The sequence below is a fragment of the Streptomyces sp. NPDC029169 genome (assembly GCF_055563935.1).
This window is the reverse complement of sequence record NZ_JBVHXA010000006.1, coordinates 16,256-38,832: the sequence shown is the minus strand read 5'-3', so window position 1 is coordinate 38,832 and position 22,577 is coordinate 16,256. Positions and strand designations below refer to the sequence as shown.

General features: G+C 72.5%; 17 protein-coding genes. 13 read left to right on the top strand and 4 right to left on the bottom strand.

The features are described 5' to 3' along the window. From ACZ4VI_RS13485 to ACZ4VI_RS13470, 4 genes are all read right to left on the bottom strand, one after another. The gene (locus ACZ4VI_RS13485) at window positions 1-990 is read right to left on the bottom strand and encodes a carbohydrate kinase family protein (protein WP_467999346.1); all 990 of its coding nucleotides are present in this window, start codon (window positions 988-990) and stop codon (window positions 1-3) included. After that, a complete protein-coding gene (locus tag ACZ4VI_RS13480; RefSeq protein WP_467999345.1) occupies window positions 987-2,480 on the bottom strand; it encodes a glycoside hydrolase family 32 protein in 1,494 nt (497 codons plus the stop codon). Before ACZ4VI_RS13480 ends, ACZ4VI_RS13485 begins: the two co-directional genes overlap by 4 nt. Beyond that, a complete protein-coding gene (locus tag ACZ4VI_RS13475; protein ID WP_467999344.1) occupies window positions 2,473-3,849 on the bottom strand; it encodes a glycoside hydrolase family 172 protein in 1,377 nt (458 codons plus the stop codon). The genes ACZ4VI_RS13480 and ACZ4VI_RS13475 overlap by 8 nt, the downstream gene beginning before the upstream one ends. A gap of 124 nt (window positions 3,850-3,973) precedes the next feature. Then, a complete protein-coding gene (locus ACZ4VI_RS13470; protein ID WP_467999343.1) occupies window positions 3,974-4,984 on the bottom strand; it encodes a LacI family DNA-binding transcriptional regulator in 1,011 nt (336 codons plus the stop codon). A gap of 360 nt (window positions 4,985-5,344) precedes the next feature. On the opposite strand from ACZ4VI_RS13470, the gene ACZ4VI_RS13465 reads away from it, so the two are divergent. The 13 genes from ACZ4VI_RS13465 (at window position 5,345) to ACZ4VI_RS13405 (ending at window position 22,550) form a co-directional block, all read left to right on the top strand. Then, a complete protein-coding gene (locus tag ACZ4VI_RS13465; protein ID WP_467999342.1) occupies window positions 5,345-6,673 on the top strand; it encodes an ABC transporter substrate-binding protein in 1,329 nt (442 codons plus the stop codon). Window positions 6,674-6,739: 66 nt separating this feature from the next. Next, a complete protein-coding gene (locus ACZ4VI_RS13460; protein WP_467999341.1) occupies window positions 6,740-7,612 on the top strand; it encodes a carbohydrate ABC transporter permease in 873 nt (290 codons plus the stop codon). Further along, window positions 7,612-8,547 carry a carbohydrate ABC transporter permease gene (locus tag ACZ4VI_RS13455; RefSeq protein ID WP_467999340.1) on the top strand — a complete coding sequence of 312 codons (936 nt, stop codon included), beginning with the start codon at window positions 7,612-7,614 and terminating at the stop codon, window positions 8,545-8,547. Before ACZ4VI_RS13460 ends, ACZ4VI_RS13455 begins: the two co-directional genes overlap by 1 nt. 32 nt (window positions 8,548-8,579) lie before the next feature. Then, on the top strand, window positions 8,580-8,777 hold the full coding sequence (locus tag ACZ4VI_RS13450) for a hypothetical protein (RefSeq protein ID WP_467999339.1): 198 nt from the start codon (window positions 8,580-8,582) through the stop codon (window positions 8,775-8,777). 28 nt (window positions 8,778-8,805) lie between these two features. Continuing rightward, window positions 8,806-9,987 (top strand): NosD domain-containing protein, encoded by a 1,182-nt coding sequence (locus tag ACZ4VI_RS13445; protein ID WP_467999338.1) that lies wholly within the window; start codon window positions 8,806-8,808, stop codon window positions 9,985-9,987. Window positions 9,988-10,223: 236 nt separating this feature from the next. Then, window positions 10,224-10,859: a hypothetical protein gene (locus ACZ4VI_RS13440; protein ID WP_467999337.1), complete on the top strand. Its 636-nt coding sequence runs from the start codon at window positions 10,224-10,226 to the stop codon at window positions 10,857-10,859. After that, the gene (locus ACZ4VI_RS13435) at window positions 10,856-11,143 is read left to right on the top strand and encodes a LysM peptidoglycan-binding domain-containing protein (protein ID WP_467999336.1); all 288 of its coding nucleotides are present in this window, start codon (window positions 10,856-10,858) and stop codon (window positions 11,141-11,143) included. Before ACZ4VI_RS13440 ends, ACZ4VI_RS13435 begins: the two co-directional genes overlap by 4 nt. A 17-nt stretch (window positions 11,144-11,160) precedes the next feature. Next, window positions 11,161-12,363, top strand: a complete 1,203-nt coding sequence (locus tag ACZ4VI_RS13430; RefSeq protein ID WP_467999335.1) for a phage late control D family protein — start codon at window positions 11,161-11,163, stop codon at window positions 12,361-12,363. 8 nt (window positions 12,364-12,371) lie between these two features. Further along, window positions 12,372-13,079: a phage baseplate assembly protein V gene (locus tag ACZ4VI_RS13425; protein WP_467999334.1), complete on the top strand. Its 708-nt coding sequence runs from the start codon at window positions 12,372-12,374 to the stop codon at window positions 13,077-13,079. Then, window positions 13,080-13,496 carry a GPW/gp25 family protein gene (locus tag ACZ4VI_RS13420; protein WP_467999333.1) on the top strand — a complete coding sequence of 139 codons (417 nt, stop codon included), beginning with the start codon at window positions 13,080-13,082 and terminating at the stop codon, window positions 13,494-13,496. Further along, window positions 13,493-16,192: a baseplate J/gp47 family protein gene (locus ACZ4VI_RS13415; protein WP_467999332.1), complete on the top strand. Its 2,700-nt coding sequence runs from the start codon at window positions 13,493-13,495 to the stop codon at window positions 16,190-16,192. Before ACZ4VI_RS13420 ends, ACZ4VI_RS13415 begins: the two co-directional genes overlap by 4 nt. Next, window positions 16,192-18,987 (top strand): baseplate J/gp47 family protein, encoded by a 2,796-nt coding sequence (locus tag ACZ4VI_RS13410; RefSeq protein WP_467999331.1) that lies wholly within the window; start codon window positions 16,192-16,194, stop codon window positions 18,985-18,987. Before ACZ4VI_RS13415 ends, ACZ4VI_RS13410 begins: the two co-directional genes overlap by 1 nt. Next, a complete protein-coding gene (locus tag ACZ4VI_RS13405; RefSeq protein ID WP_467999330.1) occupies window positions 18,984-22,550 on the top strand; it encodes a hypothetical protein in 3,567 nt (1,188 codons plus the stop codon). The genes ACZ4VI_RS13410 and ACZ4VI_RS13405 overlap by 4 nt, the downstream gene beginning before the upstream one ends. Window positions 22,551-22,577: the final 27 nt, after the last annotated feature.

Below are 22,577 nucleotides of genomic sequence, written 5' to 3'. Positions count from 1 at the left end.
TCATGTGCTGAATTCAGGATCCTCTGCACTGTCGTGGCGTGCCCCGGAGCCGGACAGGGCCCCGGAGCCGGACAGCGCCGCTTCGAGTTCCGCGCGCGTGGGTGGCTGTGCCCCCGGGCGCGTGCAGGCGAGCGCGCCCGCCGTCACGGCGGTGCGGAGGATGCGCTCCGTCGAGGCGGCGTCGGGCGGCAGACGGATCGCGGTACGGCCGTCGTGCCCCGGTCCGAACAGTGCGGCGAGCAGCGCGGACTGGAACGCGTCCCCCGCCCCGATGGTGTCGGCCACCCGCACCTCCGGCGCCGCTACGGCCACGTCCGCCCCCGTCGTGAGCGCGCGGGCGCCGCGGGCGCCGTACGTGACGACGACCATGCGCGGGCCGACGGCCAGCAGATCCCGGGCGGCGCTGTCGGCCGACCGGTCCGGGTACAGCCAGGCCAGATCCTCGTCGCTCGCCTTCACCACGTCGGCACTCGCCACCGCTTCCTCGACCGCCCGCCGGTAGGCGGCACGGTCGGGGAGCGCCCCGGGACGTACGTTCAGGTCGACGGAGACCACCCCGTCGGGCCTTTCACGCATCCGGCGGCATGCCTCCAGGACGCGTTCGGCGCCGGGCTGGACGGCGATGGCGAGGGAGCCGGTGTGCAGCAGAGAGACATCGGGCGGTATCGGCAGACGTACGGGGTCCCATGCGGCGATGAAGTCGTACGTCGCCGCACCCGTGGCGTCGTCGACATGGGCCAGGGCCAGGGTGGTACGGCCCGTGGCGGACTCGGCGCGGGCCACGGGCACTCCCGTGGACCGCAGGTACGCCTCCACCAGCGCGCCGGGCCGGTCGTCTCCCCAGCACGTGGCCAGCGTGACCGGCCGGCCCAGCCGGTGCAGGCCGACGGCGACATTGGCCGGGCTGCCGCCGGGCGCCGGGGTGATGACCCCGGCGCCGGAGTGCCACACCAGGTCGACCAGTGCCTCACCCACGACGAGGACACTCATGCGTCCCCCTCCCGCGCCGTGGCGGGCGCGGCCAGGTCCCATGCCGCCACCGTGTACGCGGCGGACGGGGCTCCCGAGGCGCCGGCCTGCAGGCGCCAGGGGCCGTCCCCCAGAGGGTAGAAGCGCATCGTGAGGCTGAGGCCGGAGGCGGTGAAGACCTCCGCGACGGAGTGGTCGAACACGATCCGCAGAGTGGCGTGCCGGCCCTCCGCGGGCAGCCGTCGGCTGCCGCCCTTGGCGCGCGGGTCCGCGGAGGCGTGGTCGCGGTCGACGACCACCTCCCCCGTGGCCGCGTCGTGCACGATGTCGAGGTACTCCCCGCCGTCGGGCGAGGTGAGCAGCCGCAGCCGCCCGCCTCGCTCCAGACTGACCGTCACATCGCTGCAGCGCGAGATCTCGCCGAGGTCCGAGGGCCGGTCGGGACGTGCCGTACCGGTGGCGGTGACGCGCCGCTCGCCCCGCAGGCCGAGGAGTTCCCGGGCCGGCTGCTGACGTACGGTGCCGTCCTCGCCGAGGGTCAGCTCGCGCGGCAGGGTGAGCATCCCGGCCCATCCGGCCTCGTCGGTCCAGGTGCTGGGGGCGCCGACGTACTCCTCGTCGCGCGCCTCCCAGATCCACGCCCACAGCAACCATCGTCCGTCGGGCGCCGGCAGTACAGCCGGGGCGTAGAAGTCCGGTCCGTGGTCGAGGAGTTGGGGGTCGTCGGCGACGAACCCCCCGTCCCGCTCGCGCCCCGGCCAGACGGCCGTGCACCGAGCGCCGCCCTTCGGGTCCCAGGCGCTGATCAGCACCGCACCCGCGCCGCCGGGGAAGGACGCGTACTGGGCGCACTCCCAGCCTTCCTCGGTGGTGAGCCCGCCAGGCAGGGGGCGGGGTGGCCGGGCGAGGAAGACGCCGCGGTACTCCCACCGCTCCAGGTCGGCGGAGGCGTACTCCAGTGCCGCGCCGCGGCCATCGGGGAGCGAGGCGCCGACGAGCATCCGCCAGCCGCTCGTGTCCCGCCACACGAAGGGGTCGCGGAACATGGTGGCGCCCTCGGGCGCGTCGGCGATCAGCAGCCGGTCGCGCTTGGTGAACGTCGTACCGCCGTCGTACGAGACGGCGGAGGTGACGGGCTGGTGCGAGCGGTCCGGGTGACGGGCGGAGTAGAAGGCGACGAGCGAGCCGTCGTCGGCCTCCACGGCGTTGCCCGACCACACCCCGCCCTCGTCGTCCCCTCCAGGTGTGGGGGCCAGAGCCACCGGCATCGGCTCCCAGTGGAGGAGGTCGGTGCTTCTGAAGTGGCCCCAGTGCATGTCCGCGTGGCGGGCGCTGTAAGGGTTGTACTGGAAGAACACGTGGTAGTGCCCGTCGTGGAAGACAAGGCCGTTGGGGTCGTTGACCCAGTGCGCGGGGGGCCGCAGGTGGACCGCGGGGAAGTGCGGGTCGCCCACGGAGGTCCGCGGCCCAGTCGCGATCGGCTGCTCGGTGGTGGTCCGCGCCTCAGCCATGCGAGCGCTCGTCGTAGCGGCGGCGGACGGCGGCGGCCTGCTTGATGTTGGCCTCGGACTCCTGGAGGGAGCGCTCACCGCGCTGCCGGGTTCGCTCGGCCAGCCGGTCCATGTGCCGCTGGAGACGGGCCTCGTACCGCTCGCGCATCACCGCGATCTCCTCGGCGACCGCTCCGCGGCGCGGGGCCGGGGCGGGCATCGGCTGACCGGCGGGCCGGACGGGGAGGCGCTCGGCGAGCGGAAGGATGGACGCCTTCGGGGAGGGCAGGGTCTGGTACCAGTACGCGGTCGAGGCCCAGTCGTCGCTGAGGTGGTTGCCGTGACCGTGCTCGACGGAGACCTTGATCCGCTCCTCGAAGCGGACCGGATCCGCCACGTGCAGACGGTAGTTGACCGAGTAGCCCGGGACGTCGGCCTCGTGGACGATCGCCCCGTGGTAGAGGTAGGCGTTCTTCTGCATGCCCCACGCGTGGTTGAAGTAGTCCTCGGTGCCGGTGCCGTGCAGCGACGGCGGCCAGCTCGTCGTGCCGTCGGGCAGGAAGTCGTCGTCGATCCAGATCATGTCGTTCCCCTCGCCCCACCAACTGCCCTGGCGGTGGTGGACGGAGAGATTGCAGCCGACGTAGTGGCCCTTGCCCTCGGTGTCGAGGATGACGTAGTTGTCCTCGCCGGTGACGTCGACGATGTTGACCTCGGGGCTGTTGGTCTGGATGTCGGGAGCCCAGCCGCCGCAGGGGTTGCTGCGGTTCCAGCGGGCGTGGAAGTAGAGCGTGTCGGCGGGGAGCCGCTCGGGGAACAGCTCGTAGTCGATGTAGAAGTACTGCTGGATCGGCAGGTCGTTCTCGTTGATCAGCTCGATCCGGGCGCGCTTGTCGAACGGCATCGGCGCCCAGCAGTTGAGGGCCGCGCTGCCGCCGAAGATCAGCGACTCCTCCGGCTTGGCGGAGACGGTGAACAGCGCGGACTGGTAGCTGTTGGGCAAGCAGTGACCGATGCCGAAGAAGTCGCCGAGCGGCACGAGGACCGCCGGCTCCTCCTCGTCGTCCCAGGTGATACGGATCAGGACCTTGCGGTAGTAGTCCGGGTCGGGCTCCTCCCACGTGACGCCGAGAGCGTTGTGGATCTCCATCACGGGCGCGACGGTGTCCGCCTCCAGCGGGTCGATGAGACCCGGCCCCAGCGTCCTGCGGCAGAACTGGGTCATCCAGATGTGCGTGATCTGCCCCGGGCCCTCCAGATCGGCGAGGACCCGCGTGGAGTGTGCGGGGGTGGTCCAGTAGTCCTGGTTGCGTCCGCGCTGGTCCCAGCTGGAGACCCGGGCGGTGCGGGCCGCGGCCGGACGGGTGAGGTGGTCGAGCGGAGAAGGCATGAGAAAGTGTTTCCTTCAGTGATATCAGTGATATGGGTCGCTGAACTCGGGCGGCGAGGGATGGCAGTCCCTCGCCGCCCCTTTCTGTCTCCCTGCCGGGGGTGGGGCGGTGGTGCGTGCCGGGTCAGGCCGGGCAGCCGCACGACTCTCGGTAGGTGATCTCGGGATCCAGCCGGACGGAGCGCCGGCGAGAAGTGAGGTTGCCCTCGATCCGGCTGAGCAGCAGCTGCATCGCGGTGCTGCCGATCTCGCGGGCGGGCTGGGTGACGGTGGTGATTCCGGGGCGGAAGAGGTCCGCGTACGGGAATCCGTCGAAGGTGGCGAAGGCGAAGTCGGCGGGTGTACGCAGCCCCAGTTCGCCGGCGGCCTGCAACACCCCCACGGCGGTCTCGGTGCTGACGGCCACCACGGCGGTGGGCCGCCGCGGGAGCGGGAGCCTCAGGAGGCCGCGTACCTGCTCGCGGGTCTCGTCGGCCAGGCCGGTGCCGGTGAGGATCAGTTCGGGATCCGTCTCGATGTCCGCGTCGCCGAGTGCCTCCACGTAGCCGCGGCGCCGTTCAGCGATGGTGAGGACCCTTTCGTCGCCTCCGGCGAGTGCGATACGCCGGTGTCCGTGCCCGACCAGGTGCAGGACGAGGTCCCTCATCGGCGCGGTGTTCTCCACACCCACCTGATCGGCCGGAATGGCGCCGAGGCGGTCCATCAGGACCACCGGGGTGCCGTGCTGCTGTACGGCGATGAGCTCCTCGTGCCGGGACCCGGCGACGGGTGCGACGACCACGCCGTCCACCCGGCGTTCGGTGAGGGCCTCCAGCGCGCGCAGCTCCAGGTCGGGGTCCTCCCCGGAGTTCGCGAGCAGCAGGGTGAGCCCCGCGCGGGTCGCCTCGTGCTCGACGCCCCGGACCATCTCGGCGAAGGCCGGCTGGGCCACGTCCGAGACGATCAGGCCGACAGAGTCCGTACGTGAACGGCGCAGGGCCCGGGCCAGGCTGTCCCTGCGATAGCCGGTGGCCTTCACGGCCTCCTCGACGCGTGCCCGGGTGTCGTCGCGTACGGGCCGCGTCCCGTTGATGACATGAGACACGGTGGACGTGGACACGCCGGCCATCCGTGCGACATCGGAGATGGTCGCCACTGGTAGTTCGCCGCCTCCAGAGTTGTCGAATCGATTGCTTCGACCTTGACATGGTCGGCCACCTGTCGTCAACGGCCAGGAAACGAGTATGTCGACGGGGCGACACCGACAACCTCCCCTCCCATCAGCCTGTTTGGCCGTCATCACGCCTCTGCGGACGCGACGGAAGCCCGTCCGTCCGGAAACATTCTCGACACCCCGGCTTGACAGCGTGGCGCGGCCGAGTACTTTTCATCGAAACGTTTGCGCGGCATGGCCAAGGGGTCGATCCCCCGGCCCCGTGACCCCGCCGCAGGGATCACCCTGCCTGCACCGGCGAGCTCCCTCCCCTCCCTCCCTCGCTTTCTGGAAGGCAGCATCATGGCGACGTCTTCACTGCCCGGCACCGCACCCCGGCCGGGCATCCGCCGCAGAATCGCGCTCGGCGCCACGGCTCTCGTACTCCTCGCCTCCGCGACGACCGCCTGTGGCGCGGCCACCGGCGGCAGTCCCTCCTCGGGCGGCGTGATCACGCTGTCCATGCAGAACCCGGACGTCAAGGCGCAGGATCCGGCGACCTACGACATAGTCCAGTCGTTCAACCGCAAGCACCCCGACATGAAGATCAACCTGGTCGGGCAGCCGGTCGAGCAGCACGAACAGCAGATGACCATCGCGGCGCAGAGCGACACCCTCCCGGAGATGTTCTGGGTGTACGACTCGCTCGCCAGGACCATGGTCAAGGACGGCGACCTCCTCGACCTGACGCCGATCCTCGGCGAGACCGGACTCCACCCGAAGTTCGCCCCGAGCATGCTCGCCGGCTTCCACCACGACGGCATCCAGTACGGAGTCCCGTACCAGGCCCTCGTGACCGGCTTCTACTACAACAAGGACCTCCTGCGCGAGCACGGCATCCAGGTGCCGGCCACGTCCCAGGAGTTCCTCGCGGCGGTCAAGAAGCTCAAGGCCGAGGGCGTGGTGCCGATCGCCCAGGGCGCGAACACCTCCGCGTACAGCGTCTGGGCCTTCCTCACCATGCTCGACCGCTTCGGCTACGAGGAGAAGATCCCCGACATCCTCAACGGCAAGGCCCGCTACGACAACGCCGACTTCCTGCGCCTGTACCAGTACGTCAGGGAGCTCGCCGACGCCGGAGCCTTCCCCGCCAACATGGCCACGCAGACCTACCCGCAGGCCGTCGCCTCCTTCACCAGCGGCAGGGCCGCATTCCTCGACGCCGGCGTGTGGGAGGCGGCGAAGATCCAGAACAGCAAGGTCGGCGACAGCGTCGGGTTCTGGGCGGGACCCACGTTCGCCGACGGCGTGGGCGAGCAGAAGCTCGCGATGAACGCCCCCTCGGCCCCCTTCGTGGTCAGCGCCGCGGTGAAGAAGGACCAGAAGAAGTACGCCGCGGTCAAGGCGTTCCTCGCGTTCTACTACAGCGACGAGGGCCAGCAGATCCTCGTCAAGAACGCGCAGCCGCCGGTGACGACGTACCGGCCGAACGTCGACGCCGCGAAGAACCCCGTCTTCGCCACGGTCCTCGCCGAAGTCTCCAAGCCCGGCTGGAAGAGTCCCCAGGCCCAGCCCGACCTCGTCGTCGAGGCGGCCACCGCCAGCGCCATGTACGACAGCTTCTACGGCGTGATGGGCGGCAGCCTCACCCCGGAAGAGGCCGTCAAGCGGGTCCAGAAGACCTTCGAGTAGGACGCCGGCCCGCTCGTCACCAGGCCCCGGCGGCACACAGGCCGGGGCCCGAACCACAGGAATGGCATGAACTGGCTCACCACACGCCGGCACTTCGCCCTCATGGTCGCACCGGCGTTCCTCCTCTACAGCCTGTACATGGTCTTCCCGATCCTGTACTCGCTCACGTACAGCTTCACCGACTTCGACGGCGTCTCGGCCACCGGCTTCACCGGCCTCGACAACTACGGTCACATGGCGCAGGACGCGGCTTTCTGGACCTCCCTGCGCAACACCGCGATCATCCTGGGCGTCGCCGTGTTCCTGCTCGTCCCGCTGGGCTTCCTGCTCGCGGTCCTGCTCAGTGGGAACGTCCGGGGCAGCGGAGTCCTGCGCGCCCTGGTCTTCGCCCCGGCCATCGTCGCGCCGATCCTCGTCGGACTGATCTGGATCTTCATCCTGGATCCGGAGATCGGCCTGGTCAACGCATTCCTGCTGGCCATCGGCGTCCCCGCGCACCCGCAGTGGATCGGCGGCGACACCCTCAGTCCGTACTCGATCGCGTTCGTCTACCTCTGGCAGCAGATCGGCTTCGCCGTCACCATCTTCTACGCCGGGATCCGCATGCTGCCCCGCGACGTCATGGAGGCCAGCAGCCTCGACGGCGCCACGCGCCTCCAGCAGCTGCGCCACATCCAGATCCCCATGCTCCGGGAGACGTTCGGCATCGTCACCGCCCTGGTCGTCACCGGCGTGTTCAAGGTCTTCGAGCTGGTGTACGCGCTCACCGGCGGCGGCCCCGTCCACCTCTCCGAGGTCATGGTCAGCTACATGTACCACATCACCTTCACCACCCAGCAGTACGGATACGGCATGGCCCTGGCCGTCGTCGTCTTCGTCGTCGGCGCCGTCGCCTCGGCGGTCACGTTCCTCGGCAACCGCCGCAAGGAGGCGCAGTGATGAGCACGGACACCCGTCGGCGCGGCACGGCAGCCCGCGGCCGGCGCGCGCCCCGACCCGCCGACCGGCGGCCCGCTCGTCACGGCTCCGCTCCGCCGCCTCGGCGGAAGGGCCGCATCCGTCTCCTCGTGTCCGCGATCGCCTACCTGATCACCTTCGTGATCCTCTTCCCGCTGCTGTGGATCGTGCTGCTGTCCTTCCAGAGCAACGAGAACATCCTGGAGAACCCCTTCACGCTCGCCGATCTCACCCTGGCCAACTACCGGCAGGCACTGGAGACGCTCAACCTGCTGGTGATGTACAAGAACACCCTGATCCTGGCCGTCGTCTCGGTCACGCTGGGGCTCGTCGTCTCGTACCTGGCCGCGTTCGCGCTCACCCGCATGGTGTTCCGAAGGGGCGGCCGCCGGACACAGAACACCGTCCGGTACTACTTCCTGGCCGGGCTCGCGGTGCCGGTGTACATCCTGCTCTTCCCCGTGTACCGGATCGACATCGCGCTGGGTCTCTTCGGCACCCATCTGGCGCTGATCCTGCCGTACATCGCGGTCACGATCCCCTTCAACATCCTGCTCCTGACCGGATTCCTCCGGGACTTCCCGGAAGAGATCGAGCAGGCGGCCGTCATGGACGGGGTCGGTGTGTGGCGCATGGCGTGGCGCGTCGTCTTCCCGCTGATGCGCCCGGTCATCGCCACCCTGGCCATCCTCAACGTCATCTACGTGTGGAACGAGTTCCCCTTCGCGGTCACGCTCATCAACGACCCGACGCTGACCACCGCCTCGCTCGGGGTGTCCCAGTTCCAGGGCATCTACAGCGTCGACTACGGCGCGATGATGGCGTCCGCCACCCTCGTACTCCTGCCCCAACTGGCCATCTACGCCGTGTTCCAGAGGCAGGTCATCGCCGGCATGACGGCCGGCGCCGTCCGCTGAACCGAGCCCTCCATCCCCCAGGAGCCTCATCCATGGACAACGAGAAGCACATCCCCCTGCCCCGACGCACGGTGCTGCGGGCGACCGCACTCGCCGCGCTGACGACGCTGACCACTCTGACCTCCGTGTCCACGGGGCACGCGCGCCCGACGCACGGCGCCCCCTCGGCCCTTCCACGGGTCGGGGCGGTGCCCCATCCCGCCTACGACTCCATCGTGGGCCTGCTCTGATCCCGCACCTCCCCCCTAAGGAGTGCACATGGCCGACACCGTCTACGACGTCACCACCTGGCCCGGCGCGACCGTCTCCCCGTACACCGACATCGGCAGGGTGATCAACGAGATCATCGCGGACGTCAAGAGCAGGCAGACCACCCAGAACACCCGCCCCGGCGCGGTCATCTACATCCCGCCGGGTCACTACGACCTCCTCACCCGGGTCGTCATCGACGTCAGCTTCCTCCAGATCAAGGGATCCGGGCACGGGTTCCTGTCCAACGCGATCCGGGACGAGTCCTCGACGGGTTCCTGGACCGAGGTCCAGCCCGGCGGCAGCCACATCCGGGTGCAGAACACCGACGGGAACAAGGAGGCGTTCCTCGTCCAGCGCTCCGGCGCCCCCGCCACCGTCGGCCGCCTGAACAGCATCGTCTTCCAGGACTTCTGCCTCGACGGAGTGTCTTCGTCGAAGCCGTACTCGCCGGGGAACTCCAAGATCGGGATCTCCGTGCAGTCGGACAACGACGCCCTGCGCTTCGAGGGCATGGGCTTCGTCTACCTCGAACACGCCCTGATAGTGAAGGGGGCCGACGCCCCGACGTTCACGAACAACTTCATCGCCGAGTGCGGCAGCTGCATCGAGCTCACCGGCGCGTCGCAGGTCGCGAGAATCACGAACAACTTCCTGATCAGCGCCTGGGCCGGCTACTCGATCTACGCCGAGAACGCCGAGGGCCTGCACATCTCGGGCAACAGCCTTCTGTGGGCGGCCAATATCACCCTGACCAACTGCCATCGGGCGTCCATCTCGGCGAACAAGCTGCTCAGCAACTTCCCCAGCATGATCGCGCTGCTCGCCACGAGCTCCGGCAACCTCATCTCCGGCAACCACTTCCGCCGCGTGTACGGCGACGGAACCAGCACCCGCTTCGACGACCACTTCGGCCTGGTCCACATCAACGGCAGCAACAACGCCGTCACCGCCAACCAGTTCTCCTTCCAGGTCCCCGCCGCGAACATCACCCCGCCCGGAGCCAGCCCGACGATCGTCCTCGTCAAGGGCGGCGACAGCAACTACCTGGCCACCAACAACATCACCGCCAACCTGGACGTGAAGATCGTCCTCGACGCCGCCTCGACGGCGACGAAGATCTTGTACAGCGCCCGCAGTTCACAGCTCGACGCCTACACCACCAACTACTCCCTGGTGGCCACGCCGTAATCGGCCGCAACACCAGTAAGGGGCCTGATCCGCGAGAGCCGGCCAGGCCCCTGAGTGGTCTCCCGGACATCGTGGGAGGCCCATGCGCGCGGGTCGCTGTCTGCCGTTCGGGTGGACTTGCACCCGGCCCTTGCGGCGGCCCTTACGGCTGGGCCAGACTGACGCGCAGTCATCAAACCGGGCTCCGGTGAGCCGGGGGAGCCGACCGCGTCGCATCGGGACGGGGGCTGCATACGGTGCCAGCACTGAAGGGGGCCTTCGTCAAGTTCGACGGAGGGCTGCTCGGCGGTCTGCCGAACATCGTGCTCTTCCAGTTCAATCCGGAGTCCGTGAGCCGCGCGCCGGGACTGGCCGCCCCACTCGAAGCCCCCGACGGCTCGGGGCCGACCCCCGCCGACCAACCGGGCGAGCCGGACGAGAGCATCTCGTTCACCCTGCGCCTCGACGCCACCGATCAGCTCGCCGCGGGCAACCCCGTAGCGGCTGTGAGCGGTGTGCTGCCCGCCCTGTCGGCGCTCGAACTGCTCATGTACCCGAAGTCCTCGCTGGCCAGTTCGCTGTTCGGCGGCGGACCCCAGCCACACCGCAGTCCGCCGGCGCAGCTGCCCACCGTGCTGTTCTTCTGGGGCCCGTACCGTCTCCTGCCGGTCACCGTCACCAACCTGTACGTCATGGAGCGCGAGTACGACCAGATGCTCAACCCCATCCGTGTCGAGGTGAACGTGTCCCTGCGCGTGCTCACCCCGGTCCGGCTCCCCGCCGGCGCGCAGCTCGAGATCGGCGCGTACCAGTACACCCAGACCGTCCGCGAGGTGATGGCCGCGCTCAATCTGGCCAACGTCGCCGGCGATCTGCTGGGGGCCGTCCAGTGACCGATCCGGGCAGCCGGTACGCCGAGGTCGCCCGGCGCAGCCTCCTCGTCGACACCGCCGACGGTCAGGTGCACGCCGTACTTCCCATCAGGTTCCTGCCGCCCGCCGCGGGCTGGTACCGCCACACCGTCGTCTCAGGTGACCGCCTCGACCTGCTCGCCGCCACGTACTACGGCCGTGCCGACCGGTTCTGGGTCATCGCCGACGCCAACCCCGCCATCGACCCCGAAGAGCTTCTGGTGCCCGGCACCCGGATCGTCATCCCACCCGACCGGGCCGGGTGATCCGCATTCCCGACAAGGTGTTCGAACTGCGATGCGGCGGCTCACCGGCCGCCGACCTGTACCCCGACGTCGAGTACGTCGAGGTGGACGAGAGCGTCGACGGCACCTCCCTCACCATCCGGCTGCGGCTGTCCACCGGTCCCGACGGCGAGTGGAACCACCTGTCCGACGAACGCTTCACCCCGTTCGCCCGCCTCGGCGTGTCGCTCGGGTTCTCCGGCGGCGGCAGTGGCCTCGGGGGCACCGCGACGGCCGCGGGCGGACTGCTCTCCCCCGGCGGCAGCGGTCCCGAGGCGCTCGTCGAGGGCTACGCGATCGGGGCAGCCCTGCGTCTGAGCGGACACGAGGCGCACCTCGACGTCTTCGGCCAGGACCCCTGGGCAGTCCTGGGGCAGGAGGAGAAGGTCGTCGCCTGGCCGGACCTGTCCGACTCCGACATCGCGGAACAGATCCTCGCGGCAGCCGGGTTCGCGGCCGATGTCACCCCCGTCGCGCCCCTCCGCCAGGCCGACGACACGCTCGTCGTACAGCGTGGCACCGACGCCTCCTTCCTGCGCACCCTCGCCCGCCGCAACGGCTTCGAGGTCCGCTTCTTTCCCGAAGGGGACGAGGTCCGCTGCCGGTTCGGACCGCCCGGCCTCGACGGATCGCCGCAGCCGGACCTCGCGATCCGGTTCGGCGAGACAAGCAATCTTCGTTCCTTCGAGGCCACCCTCGACGGGCGCCGTCCGCTCTCGGTACGCGCCGCTCAACTGGCGTCCGAGAGCAGGCAGGAGGCCGCCGCCGAGGTCGGCGAACCCGGCCACCGCCTCACCGGCCGGACCAGCCTGGCGGCCCTGACCGGCAGTGCCCTGGCGCGGGCCGCCCGGCCGCTGCGCGCACCCGGATCGCTGCTGCTGACCGCAACGCCCACCGCCGATCCCTCCGAGTTGCAGCAACAGGCGCAGGCGGCCCGCGACGAGGCGGCCTGGTTCGTCGAAGCATCCGGCGAGATCAACAGCGACGCGTACGGACATGTGCTGCGCGCGGGACGGACCGTCCTCGTCAAGGGAGCCGGGACCCTGCACAGCGGTGCGTACTACGTGACCCGCGTCGTCCACCGGATGCGTCCCGACGGCGAGTACCGGCAGCGATTCGAGGCACGTCGCAACGCGGTCGGGCTCGACGGCTCCGAAACATTCGGCGGCGGGGCCCCCGGGCTGTCGCTGCCGGGGCTGTGAGGCGCGCCGTGGAACCGCTCGAGCAGATCGTCGCCCGCCTTGTCGAGCGGGTCGAGGGACGGTACTTCGGCAAGTACCGGGGCATCGTCACCGATGTCGAGGACCCCCGCTCCATGGGCCGCGTCCGGGTGCGCGTTCCGCACCTCACGGGCGACGTGGAACTCGGCTGGGCCCTGCCCTGCCTGCCGTACGGCGGGCTGCCCGGCGAAGGGTTCTTCACCGTCCCCGGCGTCGGCGCGGGCGTCTGGGTGGAGTTCGAAGGCGGCGACCTCGCCCACCCGGTATGGACCGGCGCCTGGTGGGGCACCGACGAGGTGCCCCTGTCCGCGGGCCCCGCGCAGAAGGTCCTGCGCACGGCCAAGGGACATGTCATCCTCCTCGACGACGAGGAGGAGACGCTCACCGTCACCGACGCCCACGGCAACACCGTCACCATGGACTCCGCCGGCGTCGTCATCGAGGACGCCGGCGGCAACACGGTCACCATGGACTCCGGCGGTATCACCATCGGCGCCCCGACGGTCACCATCGGCGAGAAGGGCACCGACCACCTGGTCGGCCACCGGGCCCTCGATACTGCGCTCCAGGCGCTGGTCAAGGTCCTCGCCACGCACACCCACACCGCGACGGGTCCCACCGCGCCGACCTCGCCGCCGGTCGCTCCCCTCGTGCTCAGCCTCGACGCCGCCAAGTCCCGGCACGAGGTGGAGCTGTAGATGGCCGACACACCCGAGCGCTACCTCGCCCTCCCGTTCGACGTGGGCCTCACCGGCGGCCTGCGCACCTGCGGCCCCGAGGACCATCTGCGCGACCTGGTCCTCCAGGTCCTGTTCACCGAGCCCGGCGAGCGGGTCAACCGGCCCGACTTCGGCTGCGGCATCCGGCGCCTGGTCTTCTCCGGCAGCAACGAGATCCTGCGCACCACCACGCAGTTCCTCATCACACAGAACCTGAACCGCTGGCTCGGCGACCGGCTGAGGGTCGAACAGGTCGACGTCCGGGCCGAGACGGGCGCCGAGGAGGTCCTGCACGTCACGATCGTCTACGTCGTGAAACAGACCGGCACCCGGCAGTCCCTCGGCGTGACCACCGGTGCCACCGGCGGGATCGTGTCCCTGGAGGGCGGACCATGAGCACGCCGCCCGCCGGCCGTTCCGGCATCCGGGTCCCCGCCCCGCCCCTGGGCGGTACGCGCCCGCTCCTGCGCGCCGGGATGGTCGGCATCGCGCGGGTGGATGTCGTGGACGCCGACCCCGCCACCGGCGCCCCGCCGCGCCTCGCCGTCGTCCTGGAGCCCGCGGACGCGACCGGCCTGGCCCCCTGGCTGCTCGACCGCACCGGGTACTCCCTGACCGGCAGAGCCCGGCTGCATCCGCGCATCGCCGATGTGGAACCCGTACCCGGGCACACCGACCGGGTGACCCTGCGGCTCGACGGCGAGGGCGACCGCAGTACGTACACGCTGGCCCTCTCCGGCGAGAACGCCGACCCGTTCCACTCCACCGCGGCCGTACGCTTCCGGCTGGACTGTGCCACGGACACGGACTGCCGCCCGGCCCCCGGACCGGCCGCCCCCGAACCGCCGTCCACGGTACGGGTCGACTACCTCGCACGGGACTTCGCCGGGTTCCGCCGGGCCCTCCAGGGATTCCTCCCGACCCGGATGCCCGGCTGGACGGAGTCCAGCGAGGCCGATGTCGGCGTCATGCTCGTGGAGTTGCTCGCCGCCACCGCCGACGGCTTCAGCTACGTACTCGACCGCGTGGCCAACGAGGCGTTCCTCGACACCGCGACCCGGCGCAGATCCGTGGCCGGACATCTCGCGCTCATCGGGCACCGCCTCGACGAGGGCGCGTCGGCCGCAACCCTCCTGCAGTTCCGGGTCACCCGGCCGCATCTGCTCGCCGCGGGCTTCGCGGTGCGGCAGCAGGCCACCGACGAGCGGGGCGCGGCGCCCGCCCGCCTCTCCTCCGACGGCGAGGACGCGGTGGTGTTCGAGACCGTTGCGGACGCCTTGTTGCTGCCCGAGCACAACGAGCTGGTCATCTATGACTGGGACAGTCCCGACGGCTACCTCCCCGCCGGTGCCACGTCGGCGTACCTCGTCGGCGACCTCACCACCCTCGCCGCGGGCGACGCCCTCGCCCTGCGCGACACCGCCACGGGGCGGGCGGAATTGGTGCGGCTCGACCGCGGCCCCGAGCGGCTCCCCGCCACCCCGTACGGCGAGCACGGCACCCCACCGCTCACCCGGGTCACGTGGACCCGCTCCACCGCCACCCGCGTCGACCATCCTGTCGCCGGGACGGTCGTCCAGGGCAACCTGGTGCCCGCGACGCACGGGCGCACCCATCGCGCCCGTATCGTGCTGCCGGCGCCGGGCGAGCACGATGTGGACCGGGGCGCGGACGGGGCGCCGGACACCACCGCGTTCGCGATCGCGCACCCCGCGGTGCTGTCCCCCGGCGGCGTGGTCCTGCTCACGGTGTGGGGACTCGCGGACGGTCAGGAGGTCGTCCTCGTCATCGAATCGCCCCTGGGCGAGCGGGAGGTGCGCACCCGCCCCCAGGACATCGCCGGCGGTCTTGACGGCGAACCGGTCACGATCGACTCGGACGCCCCCGCCGGAATCTGGCGGGCCCTCGTCGGCGCCACCGCGGAGGACGCCCTCACCGCGCCGCAGGCGGTGGCGGTCTGGGAGGTCCGCTCCGCCGCGGCCCGCGGGACAACCGGCTCCCCGGGGCCGAGGCTGCGCGTCCCGGTACCCGGCGCGCCGCTCACCATCGACGCCGAGGGCCGGCCGCAGCTGTGGGCGACGATCGACGGCGCCGAGTGGCGCTGGGTCCCCACCCTGCTCGACAGCGGCCCGCGGGAGCGCGTGTTCACCCTGGAGCCCGATGACGAGGGGGGCGCGACGATGCTCTTCGGCCAGGGCGGCACGCGGACCGCCGGCCGCGGCGCGTTCGGTCGGAGACCGGACGACGGCGCGGTCGTCGACCTGCGCTTCCGGGTGGGCCGGGGCACGGATGGCAACGTCCCCGCGGCATCGCTCACGGTGCCCGTGGACGACGGCCCGGCGACCGGCGCCGGGCCCGGCGGCTGGCTCGTCTCGGTCACCAACCCGCTCCCCGCCACGGGCGGCCGCGAGCCGCAGGACATCGAGGACGCGCGCCGGACCGGACCGGCCGCCGCGGGCGTCCGCCTGGTCGCCGTCACCGCCCGGGACTACGCCGACGCCGTCGCCGAGTTCGACCGCTCGCTCGGTGGCGGGGTCATCTCGCGTGCCCGGGCCGAGTTCCGCTGGACCGGCAGCTGGACCGGTGTCGACCTCATCCTGGACCTGGCCGCCGGTGCCGAACTCGACGACCGGCTCTCCGCCGATCTGCTCGCCTTCCTCGACCAGCGCCGGCTCACCGGTTACGACCTCCAGCTGCTGCCCGCCCGGGACCTACCCCTCCAACTCGCGCTGACGGTCTGCGTACGGCCCGGGTTCCTCGCCTGGTCGGTCCGCCAGGACGTGGCGGCGGCCCTGCGCCCCGGGAGCCACGACGGTGGTTCGCGTGGGCTGTTCGACCCCGAGAACCTGAGCTTCGGCGATCCCGTCCTCCTCAGCCGCCTCTATCTCGCGGTGCAGGCCGTGCCCGGTGTCGAGTCGGTCGGCGTCGACGTCCTCGCCCCGCTGGACTCGGCCACGCCGGAGGCGGACACCGTACAGGTCAAGGCGGCCGGGCAGCTCACCGTGGGCCGTGACCAGATCGCGCGCCTGGACGACGACCCGGCCCGCCCCGAGCGCGGCCGGCTCACGCTCGTGACCCGAGGAGGGCGCTGATGGCCGGACCGTACGGGACGCCCCCAGGCGGCGAGCAGCGGGGCGACGACGGCGCGGAAGGCCGCAGCGGCAGCCTCGCCCGTCGGCCTGCGAACCCGCCCGGCCTCAGCCGGGTACGGTACCGGCTCGGCACGTTCGAGACGTTCCGCCGGGCCATGCTCGACGACCTGCCGCTGCGGCTTCCCGGATGGCGTGAGAACGAGGCCTCTCCCGACCATGCCACCGCCCTCGTGGAGGCCTGGGCCTACCTGGCGGACAGTGCCTCGCTCTACACCGAACTCGTCGCCAACGAGGCCTTCATCGGCACCGCCACGCAAGCCGACTCGCTGCAGCGCCTGGCCAGGCTCGTCGGCTACCGGCCGGGCCCCGGATCCGCCGGGCGCGTGCTGCTCGCCCTCACGATCGACCCCGCCCTGGCCGGTGAGACGATCAGCGTCCGCCAGGGCACCCGGGTCGGCGGGCGGGCCGCGCCGGACCTCATGCCCGTGGTGTTCGAGACCGACCAGGCGGTGGCCGCGCGCGCCGAGCACAACCGCATCCCGATGGCCGCCTCCGGCCCGGCCAACCAGTTCGCCCCGCTGACCGCGCTGGCGACCGTCGAGGCGCTGACCGCACCGCGATGGCCCGGGGCGAGCGGACCAGGCACCTCGGGGCCGGGGGCCGGCGACTACAACCAGATCGCCGACGACCTCGGGCAGGTGTTCCCCACGCTCGCCGGTGCGCTGCTGCGGTCCGGCACGCAGCCGGTCACCGGGCGGCCGCCGTCGCCGCCCCCGGACCCCGTCGACCAGGCGCTGCCGGAAGCCACCGGCCGTCTGCGCCGTACCGTGCACCTGGCCGGAACCGGGCTGCGGCTGCGGGCGGGCGACCATGTGCTGGTCTTCGACCGCTTCCACCAGGGCGTCCCGGCCGGAGAGGGCCTGCTGCGCGAGATCGCCGAGGTCCGGGAGGACCGGCGCGCCCGGCGTACCGCACTGACCTGGGTCGAGGACGACACCGTCTACGCCACTGCGCCGGGCGGGGTCCCGGCCGTGTACGCGCTCCGGGCGAGCGCCGTGCCGTTCGGCGCCGGAGCCCCCGCGTGGGCGAGCCTGCCCCGGGAACTCACCGAGCGGGGCGGCAGGTTCCCCGTCGACTGGGACACGGGGCTCGGACGCTGGCTGCCGGACGAGGACTCCGCGCTCCACCTGGACACCGTCGTCGACGGAGCGGCCGCCGGCAGCGACACCGATCCGTCCTTCGCCGTCCTGCTCGACCTCAGCGGCTCACGGCGGCACTACCGCACGTTCCGCCTGACCGGCGCCGACACGGTCACCCACCTCGGGTTCACCCTGGAGCGCAGGGTCACCCGGCTGCGGCTCGCCACAGCCGTCCCGCGGACGACCTTCCTGCGCCGTGCCACCACCGTCCTGCTCCGGTCGCAGCGGCTGCCCCTCGACGACGCGCGCCCGCTGCCCGAGGCCCTCGGCGGCGACCGACTGCTGCTCGCCGGACGCCACCCGGGCCTCACCCCGGGGCAGTCGGCCGTCGTCACCTCGACGGTGCCCGGCGAGCAGGGGGAGAGCACCGTCTCCGAGGCCGTGTCCATCGAGGCGGTGACGGTGCTCACCGCCTCGGCCCTGACCGCCGTCACCCTCAGATTGCCGCTGACCCGCATTCACCACCGCTCCCGCACCGCGCTGCTGGGGAACGTGGTGCCGGCCAGCCACGGGGAGACCGTTCCCACGGAGGTCCTGGGCAGCGGCGACGGGACCGCCTGGCAGGGGTTCCGGCTGCGCCGTGGTCCGCTGACGTACCGTCCCGACAGCGAGGGAACCCAGCGCAGCACCCTGCAGGTCAGTGTCAACGGGGTGCGCTGGACCGAGCGCTCCTCCCTCGCCGGGGCCGCACCCGACGACACGGTCTTCGCCGTCGAGTACCCGCCCGGCGACGCCCCGGCCGCCGTCGTCCGCTTCGGCGACACCACGGCCCGGCCGCCCGTGGGACGCGACAACGTGACGGCCACCTACCGGCGTGGGCTCGGCTCCTCCGGCGCCGTGCCGGCCGGCGGTGTCAACCGCCTCGTGGACGGCGTCCCCGGACTGCGCGCCGTGACCAACCCGCTGCCCGCGGAAGGCACCGCCGACCCCGAGGGGGCCGCCGGCATCCGCCACAACGCCCCCGCGTCCCTGCGGACGCTGGACCGGGCGGTGTCCGTGGCCGACCACGCCGACCTGGCCACGTCCTTCCCCGGCATCGCCCGAGCCCGGGCGAGCGCCGTACCGGCCGGCGGTGAAGGTCTCGGCACCACGGGAGAGATCCACCTCACCGTGGCCCGGGCGGACCGACGGCCGCTGCCGGGCGACGAGATCGCGCGCCTGCGCCGGTTCCTCGACGCTCGCCGCGACGTCAACCAGCCGTTGCGCATCGTCGACTTCACCCCCGTGGCCGCGGACGTCACCCTCGTCGTCGACATCGACGACCGGCACGGCCGTCGGACGACCGTGGCCCTGGTCCGCGCCGCGCTCGCCCAGCGCACCCATCCGGACGGCACCCTCGGCCACCTCGCCACCCTCGGCTTCGGTGAGGCGCTGCGCCTCAGCCGTGTCTACGCCGCCGCGCAGGCGGTCCCCGGGGTGACCCGGGCGGTCGTGACCCGGCTGGCCCCGGCCGGGTCACGCGGCGGACCCGCCGTGCTCGACACCCTGCCCGTCCCCGCCACGGGCCTGGTCGTCGTGGCGGACGACCCCACCGACGGCGCCGGACTGCGCGGCCGGCTCACCGTGACGCCCGGGACCGGGGGGTACACGGAGTGAGGCACACCCCGGAGTTGTGGCTCGAGCGGCTCTACGCACGTGTTCCGGCGTTCTACCGCCAGCAGGACCTGGAGATCGCCCGGCTGCGGTCGCCCGGCCTCGACGACAGCCAGGCCGTCGAGCGGGCCCCGCTGCGTGGTCTGCTGCGGACACTCGCCGGCCAGGTGGCGGCCGTCCGGCAGGACATCGACGACCTGTGGGACGACTTCTTCCTGGAGACCTGCGACGACTGGGTGGTTCCCTACCTCGGCGCGCTCGTCGGGACCACGCTCCTGCCCAATCCCGTCGGGCAGAGCAACCGCCAGGACGTCCGCAACACGCTGGCCTGGCGACGGGCCAGGGGCACGCCCGCGATGCTCGCCGGGCTGGCCCGCGGCATCACCGGCTGGCCCGCCGATGCCGTCGAGGGCTTCCGCACCCTGGCCTGGACCCAGCACATCGCCCACGTACGGGCGGACCGGCCGCTGACCCCGTGCCTGCGCGACCCGGTGGCGCTGGCCCTGCTCGGCACCGCGGGCGACCCGTTCGCCCACCTGCCCGACCTCCGTCCTCCCGGCCGGCCCGGTGCTGCCGGGCGAGGCGCGGCGGGTGGGCGGCACGACCTGGGCACGGCGGTGTTCTTCCTGCGCCCGCTCGGGACCTTCCCGCAGCGCGGCGTGACACCGGCCGCCGCGGCCCCCGGGCAGCCGGTCCCCGCCGGGGCCCGCGCCTACACCTTCGACCCGCTGCACGAGGAACTCCCGCTGTTCGGGAAGGACGGACTCCCGCTGGAACCGGCGGCGTTCGCGGCGGACCCCGGCGCCGCCTTCGGGCCGGAACGCGACCTCGTCGTACGGCGTGCCGGGGTGCCGCTCGCGCTGGCTCCCGCAAGCGCACCGTCAGGAGCCGCGGCGGGCGGCCCTTCCGGCGCCGCCTCGGACGGCGGGCCCGTCGAGGACTTCGCCTTCGGTGCGCCCCACCCCTCGACCCGCCTGCACCCGGGAGAAGGGATGCGCATCCTCGATCCTTCGGTCTTCAGACGGCCGGCCGAGCACTTCCTGGTGTCGGCGCTCTGGTCCCCCGACGCCGTCGGTGCCGGACCCGTGGCCGCCCCCGTCCGCCTGGGCACGATCGCGACGTCCCTCCTGCCGGACGCCGCCCAGGCTTTCCGGCCCGACCAGCCGATGGGCAGCGCGGGCCGTCTTGTGCTGCGCGTCGAGACCGGCCGGCCGGACGGCCTACCCGGCCGGGCGGAGCTCGGCACGGCGGACGCCGGACGCTTCCCGGCCTGCGAGATCGCCGTGCGCGACGACACGCCGCCCCGGGCCGCCCGGCACAACGGGATTCCCACGGCCGACGGCCGGTTCGCCGGTGCGGTGATCGCCTACCTGCCGGAGATGTTCGTCTGGCCCGGGCGTCCGGTCGACCTGCTCGTCGCCACCGACGGCTCGACCTACCAGGTGATGACCTCGAACGCGGGACCGCCGGTCCGCGGCCGGCTCGCCCGCGCGTCGGAGGGCCAGGCCTGGCCACCGGCCGCCGCGGCCCGCCCCTCGACCTGGCCCCACCTCCCCGACGGCGGCACCCACCGCGTGCGGGGACTCCTCGTCACCGATCGCTCGCGGTTCGCAGGCGGGCCCGGCCTGGTCCTGGAGATCCACGAACTGGCGGGCGTACCGCAGTTCGCCGGCGCGCTCGTGACCGAGGACACCCCCGTCAGCGAGGCGATCCGGGCCCGTCTCGCGGTCCCGCCGGGACAGACCGTCTGGCCGGCGTTCTCCTACCTGCCGAGTCGTGAGGCGGCCGCCGACCGCATTCCGGTGGAGCGGACCACCCTCGTCGCGCTGCGGGTCCGCACGCTGGCCGGCTCCCCACCGGGCCCGGGGCCCGCCGTGTCGCCGCCGTGCGAGATCGTCGTGACCGACCGGGCGGGCCGGGCGCTGCTCGCCTACGTGCCCGAGGCCACCCTCGTGACGGACCCCGGCACCGCGCCCGCGGGCACCCCCGGAGCCGGCCCCGGGGTGCTGTTCGCACTGGGCGCCGACGGGTCGACCTGGACCGTCCCCGGCAACCTCCGGGACGTCCCCGCGGGAACCCTGCCGCCGGGATCGACTCTCGCCCGCATCGCCCAGGGACAGGTGCTGCCCCTGGAGGGCACCGTCCCGCTGCGCCGACGGCGCGTGGTGCACGGGCCCGCCCGCTCCGGGGAGTTGGGCATCGACCCGGAGCGCGGCAGGTTCTGCCTCGCCGAGGACGACCCGCTCACCGCCGTCGCCCCCGGCGCCCGCGACCTCACCGTCGACTACACCGAGGCGTTCGCCGGACCGGTCGGGGCCCGCGCGGTCCTCACCGCGCCGCCCGCCGTCGGCGACGACGACACGGACGACGGCGCACCGACGCGGATCGTGGCCGCCACGGGGGACGCGGCCGTCCGGCTGCCCCTCCACCGCATCCACCGCACCCTGTCGGAAGCCGTCGCGGCCGCCGACGCGCGGTGGACATCGGTGCGGGCACCGCTCGACGAGGTCATCGAGATCGCCGACAGCGCCAGCTACCCCGAGCGGATCACCCTCGACTTCGGGCCGCCCGGAGTACCGGCGGCGGCGCTCCGACGGCACATCACCATCCGCGCCGGTGGCCGGACCGGACCGGCTCGGCCGTGCCTCCTGGCCCCCGGCACGTCCGCCGCCGGTGCCGGACCCGCCCTCGTGACCGTACGCGGCATCACCGGCACCACCCCCGTGGAGGCGCTCTCGGTCGATCACGCACTTCAGCTGTCCGGGCTGCTGATGGGTGGGCAGGTACGCGTCGAGGACGGTTTCCTGACTGCCCTTCGGATCAGCGCCTGCACGCTCGGCCCGCCCTCCGGTGCGGCGGCCGCCGACGCCGATCTCGTGTCCGTGCGGTGGGACGCGCCGGAGCCGGGCCATCAGAGCGAGCTCGTCGTCGCCTCCTCCGTCCTGGCGGGCGTACGGGCCGGTCCCGGCGTGGCACTGGTGTCCGCGGACGACTCGGTGCTCCACCGGGCCGGGGCGGGGGACCGCGCGGGTCTGGCCGTCGGCGGCCCGGACGTGCCCGGCCGGACCCGCGAGGACGAGGCCGCCGATCCGGCGGGCGACCGCCCCGCGCGCCGGGTCCGGCTGCGCCGGGTGACCGTCCTGGGACGGTTGCGGGCCGGTGAGCTCGAGGCCGACGAGTCGCTTCTTGCCGCGCTCGCCGTGGTCGACAGCCGGCAGAGCGGCTGCCTGCGGTTCAGCCGTACCGAGCCCGGGTCGGTGCTGCCGCGGCGGTACCGGTGCGTGCCCGGCGACGAGGACCTCGGCCGTGGCGACGCCGCCCACCCCTCCTTCGGTTCTCTGCGGCCGCGTTCGCCGCTGTTCGCCTCGATCGGTGAGGCCGCCTCACCGCTGGTCCTCACCGCGTCCGAGTCCGGGGACCAGGTCGGCGCCTTCGCCGGCGGCCACCCGGGTCTGCGGCGGGCCAACTTCGAGGCCAAGCTCACCGAATTCCTGCCGGCCGGGCTCCGGCCGGTGATCGTCATCGAGGACCGGATCCCCGTCCGTCCTCCCCGGACCCACTTCTAACCGAACCCACTTCCAGGAGGAGAGCCG

Bases quoted from the DNA above. Each gene is read 5' to 3' on its own strand.
- ACZ4VI_RS13485 (WP_467999346.1), bottom strand. From the start codon at position 990: ATGAGTGTCCTCGTCGTGGGTGAGGCACTGGTCGACCTGGTGTGGCAC.
- ACZ4VI_RS13480 (WP_467999345.1), bottom strand. From the start codon at position 2,480: ATGGCTGAGGCGCGGACCACCACCGAGCAGCCGATCGCGACTGGGCCG.
- ACZ4VI_RS13475 (WP_467999344.1), bottom strand. From the start codon at position 3,849: ATGCCTTCTCCGCTCGACCACCTCACCCGTCCGGCCGCGGCCCGCACC.
- ACZ4VI_RS13465 (WP_467999342.1), top strand. From the start codon at position 5,345: ATGGCGACGTCTTCACTGCCCGGCACCGCACCCCGGCCGGGCATCCGC.
- ACZ4VI_RS13460 (WP_467999341.1), top strand. From the start codon at position 6,740: ATGAACTGGCTCACCACACGCCGGCACTTCGCCCTCATGGTCGCACCG.
- ACZ4VI_RS13455 (WP_467999340.1), top strand. From the start codon at position 7,612: ATGAGCACGGACACCCGTCGGCGCGGCACGGCAGCCCGCGGCCGGCGC.
- ACZ4VI_RS13450 (WP_467999339.1), top strand. From the start codon at position 8,580: ATGGACAACGAGAAGCACATCCCCCTGCCCCGACGCACGGTGCTGCGG.
- ACZ4VI_RS13445 (WP_467999338.1), top strand. From the start codon at position 8,806: ATGGCCGACACCGTCTACGACGTCACCACCTGGCCCGGCGCGACCGTC.
- ACZ4VI_RS13420 (WP_467999333.1), top strand. From the start codon at position 13,080: ATGGCCGACACACCCGAGCGCTACCTCGCCCTCCCGTTCGACGTGGGC.
- ACZ4VI_RS13415 (WP_467999332.1), top strand. From the start codon at position 13,493: ATGAGCACGCCGCCCGCCGGCCGTTCCGGCATCCGGGTCCCCGCCCCG.
- ACZ4VI_RS13410 (WP_467999331.1), top strand. From the start codon at position 16,192: ATGGCCGGACCGTACGGGACGCCCCCAGGCGGCGAGCAGCGGGGCGAC.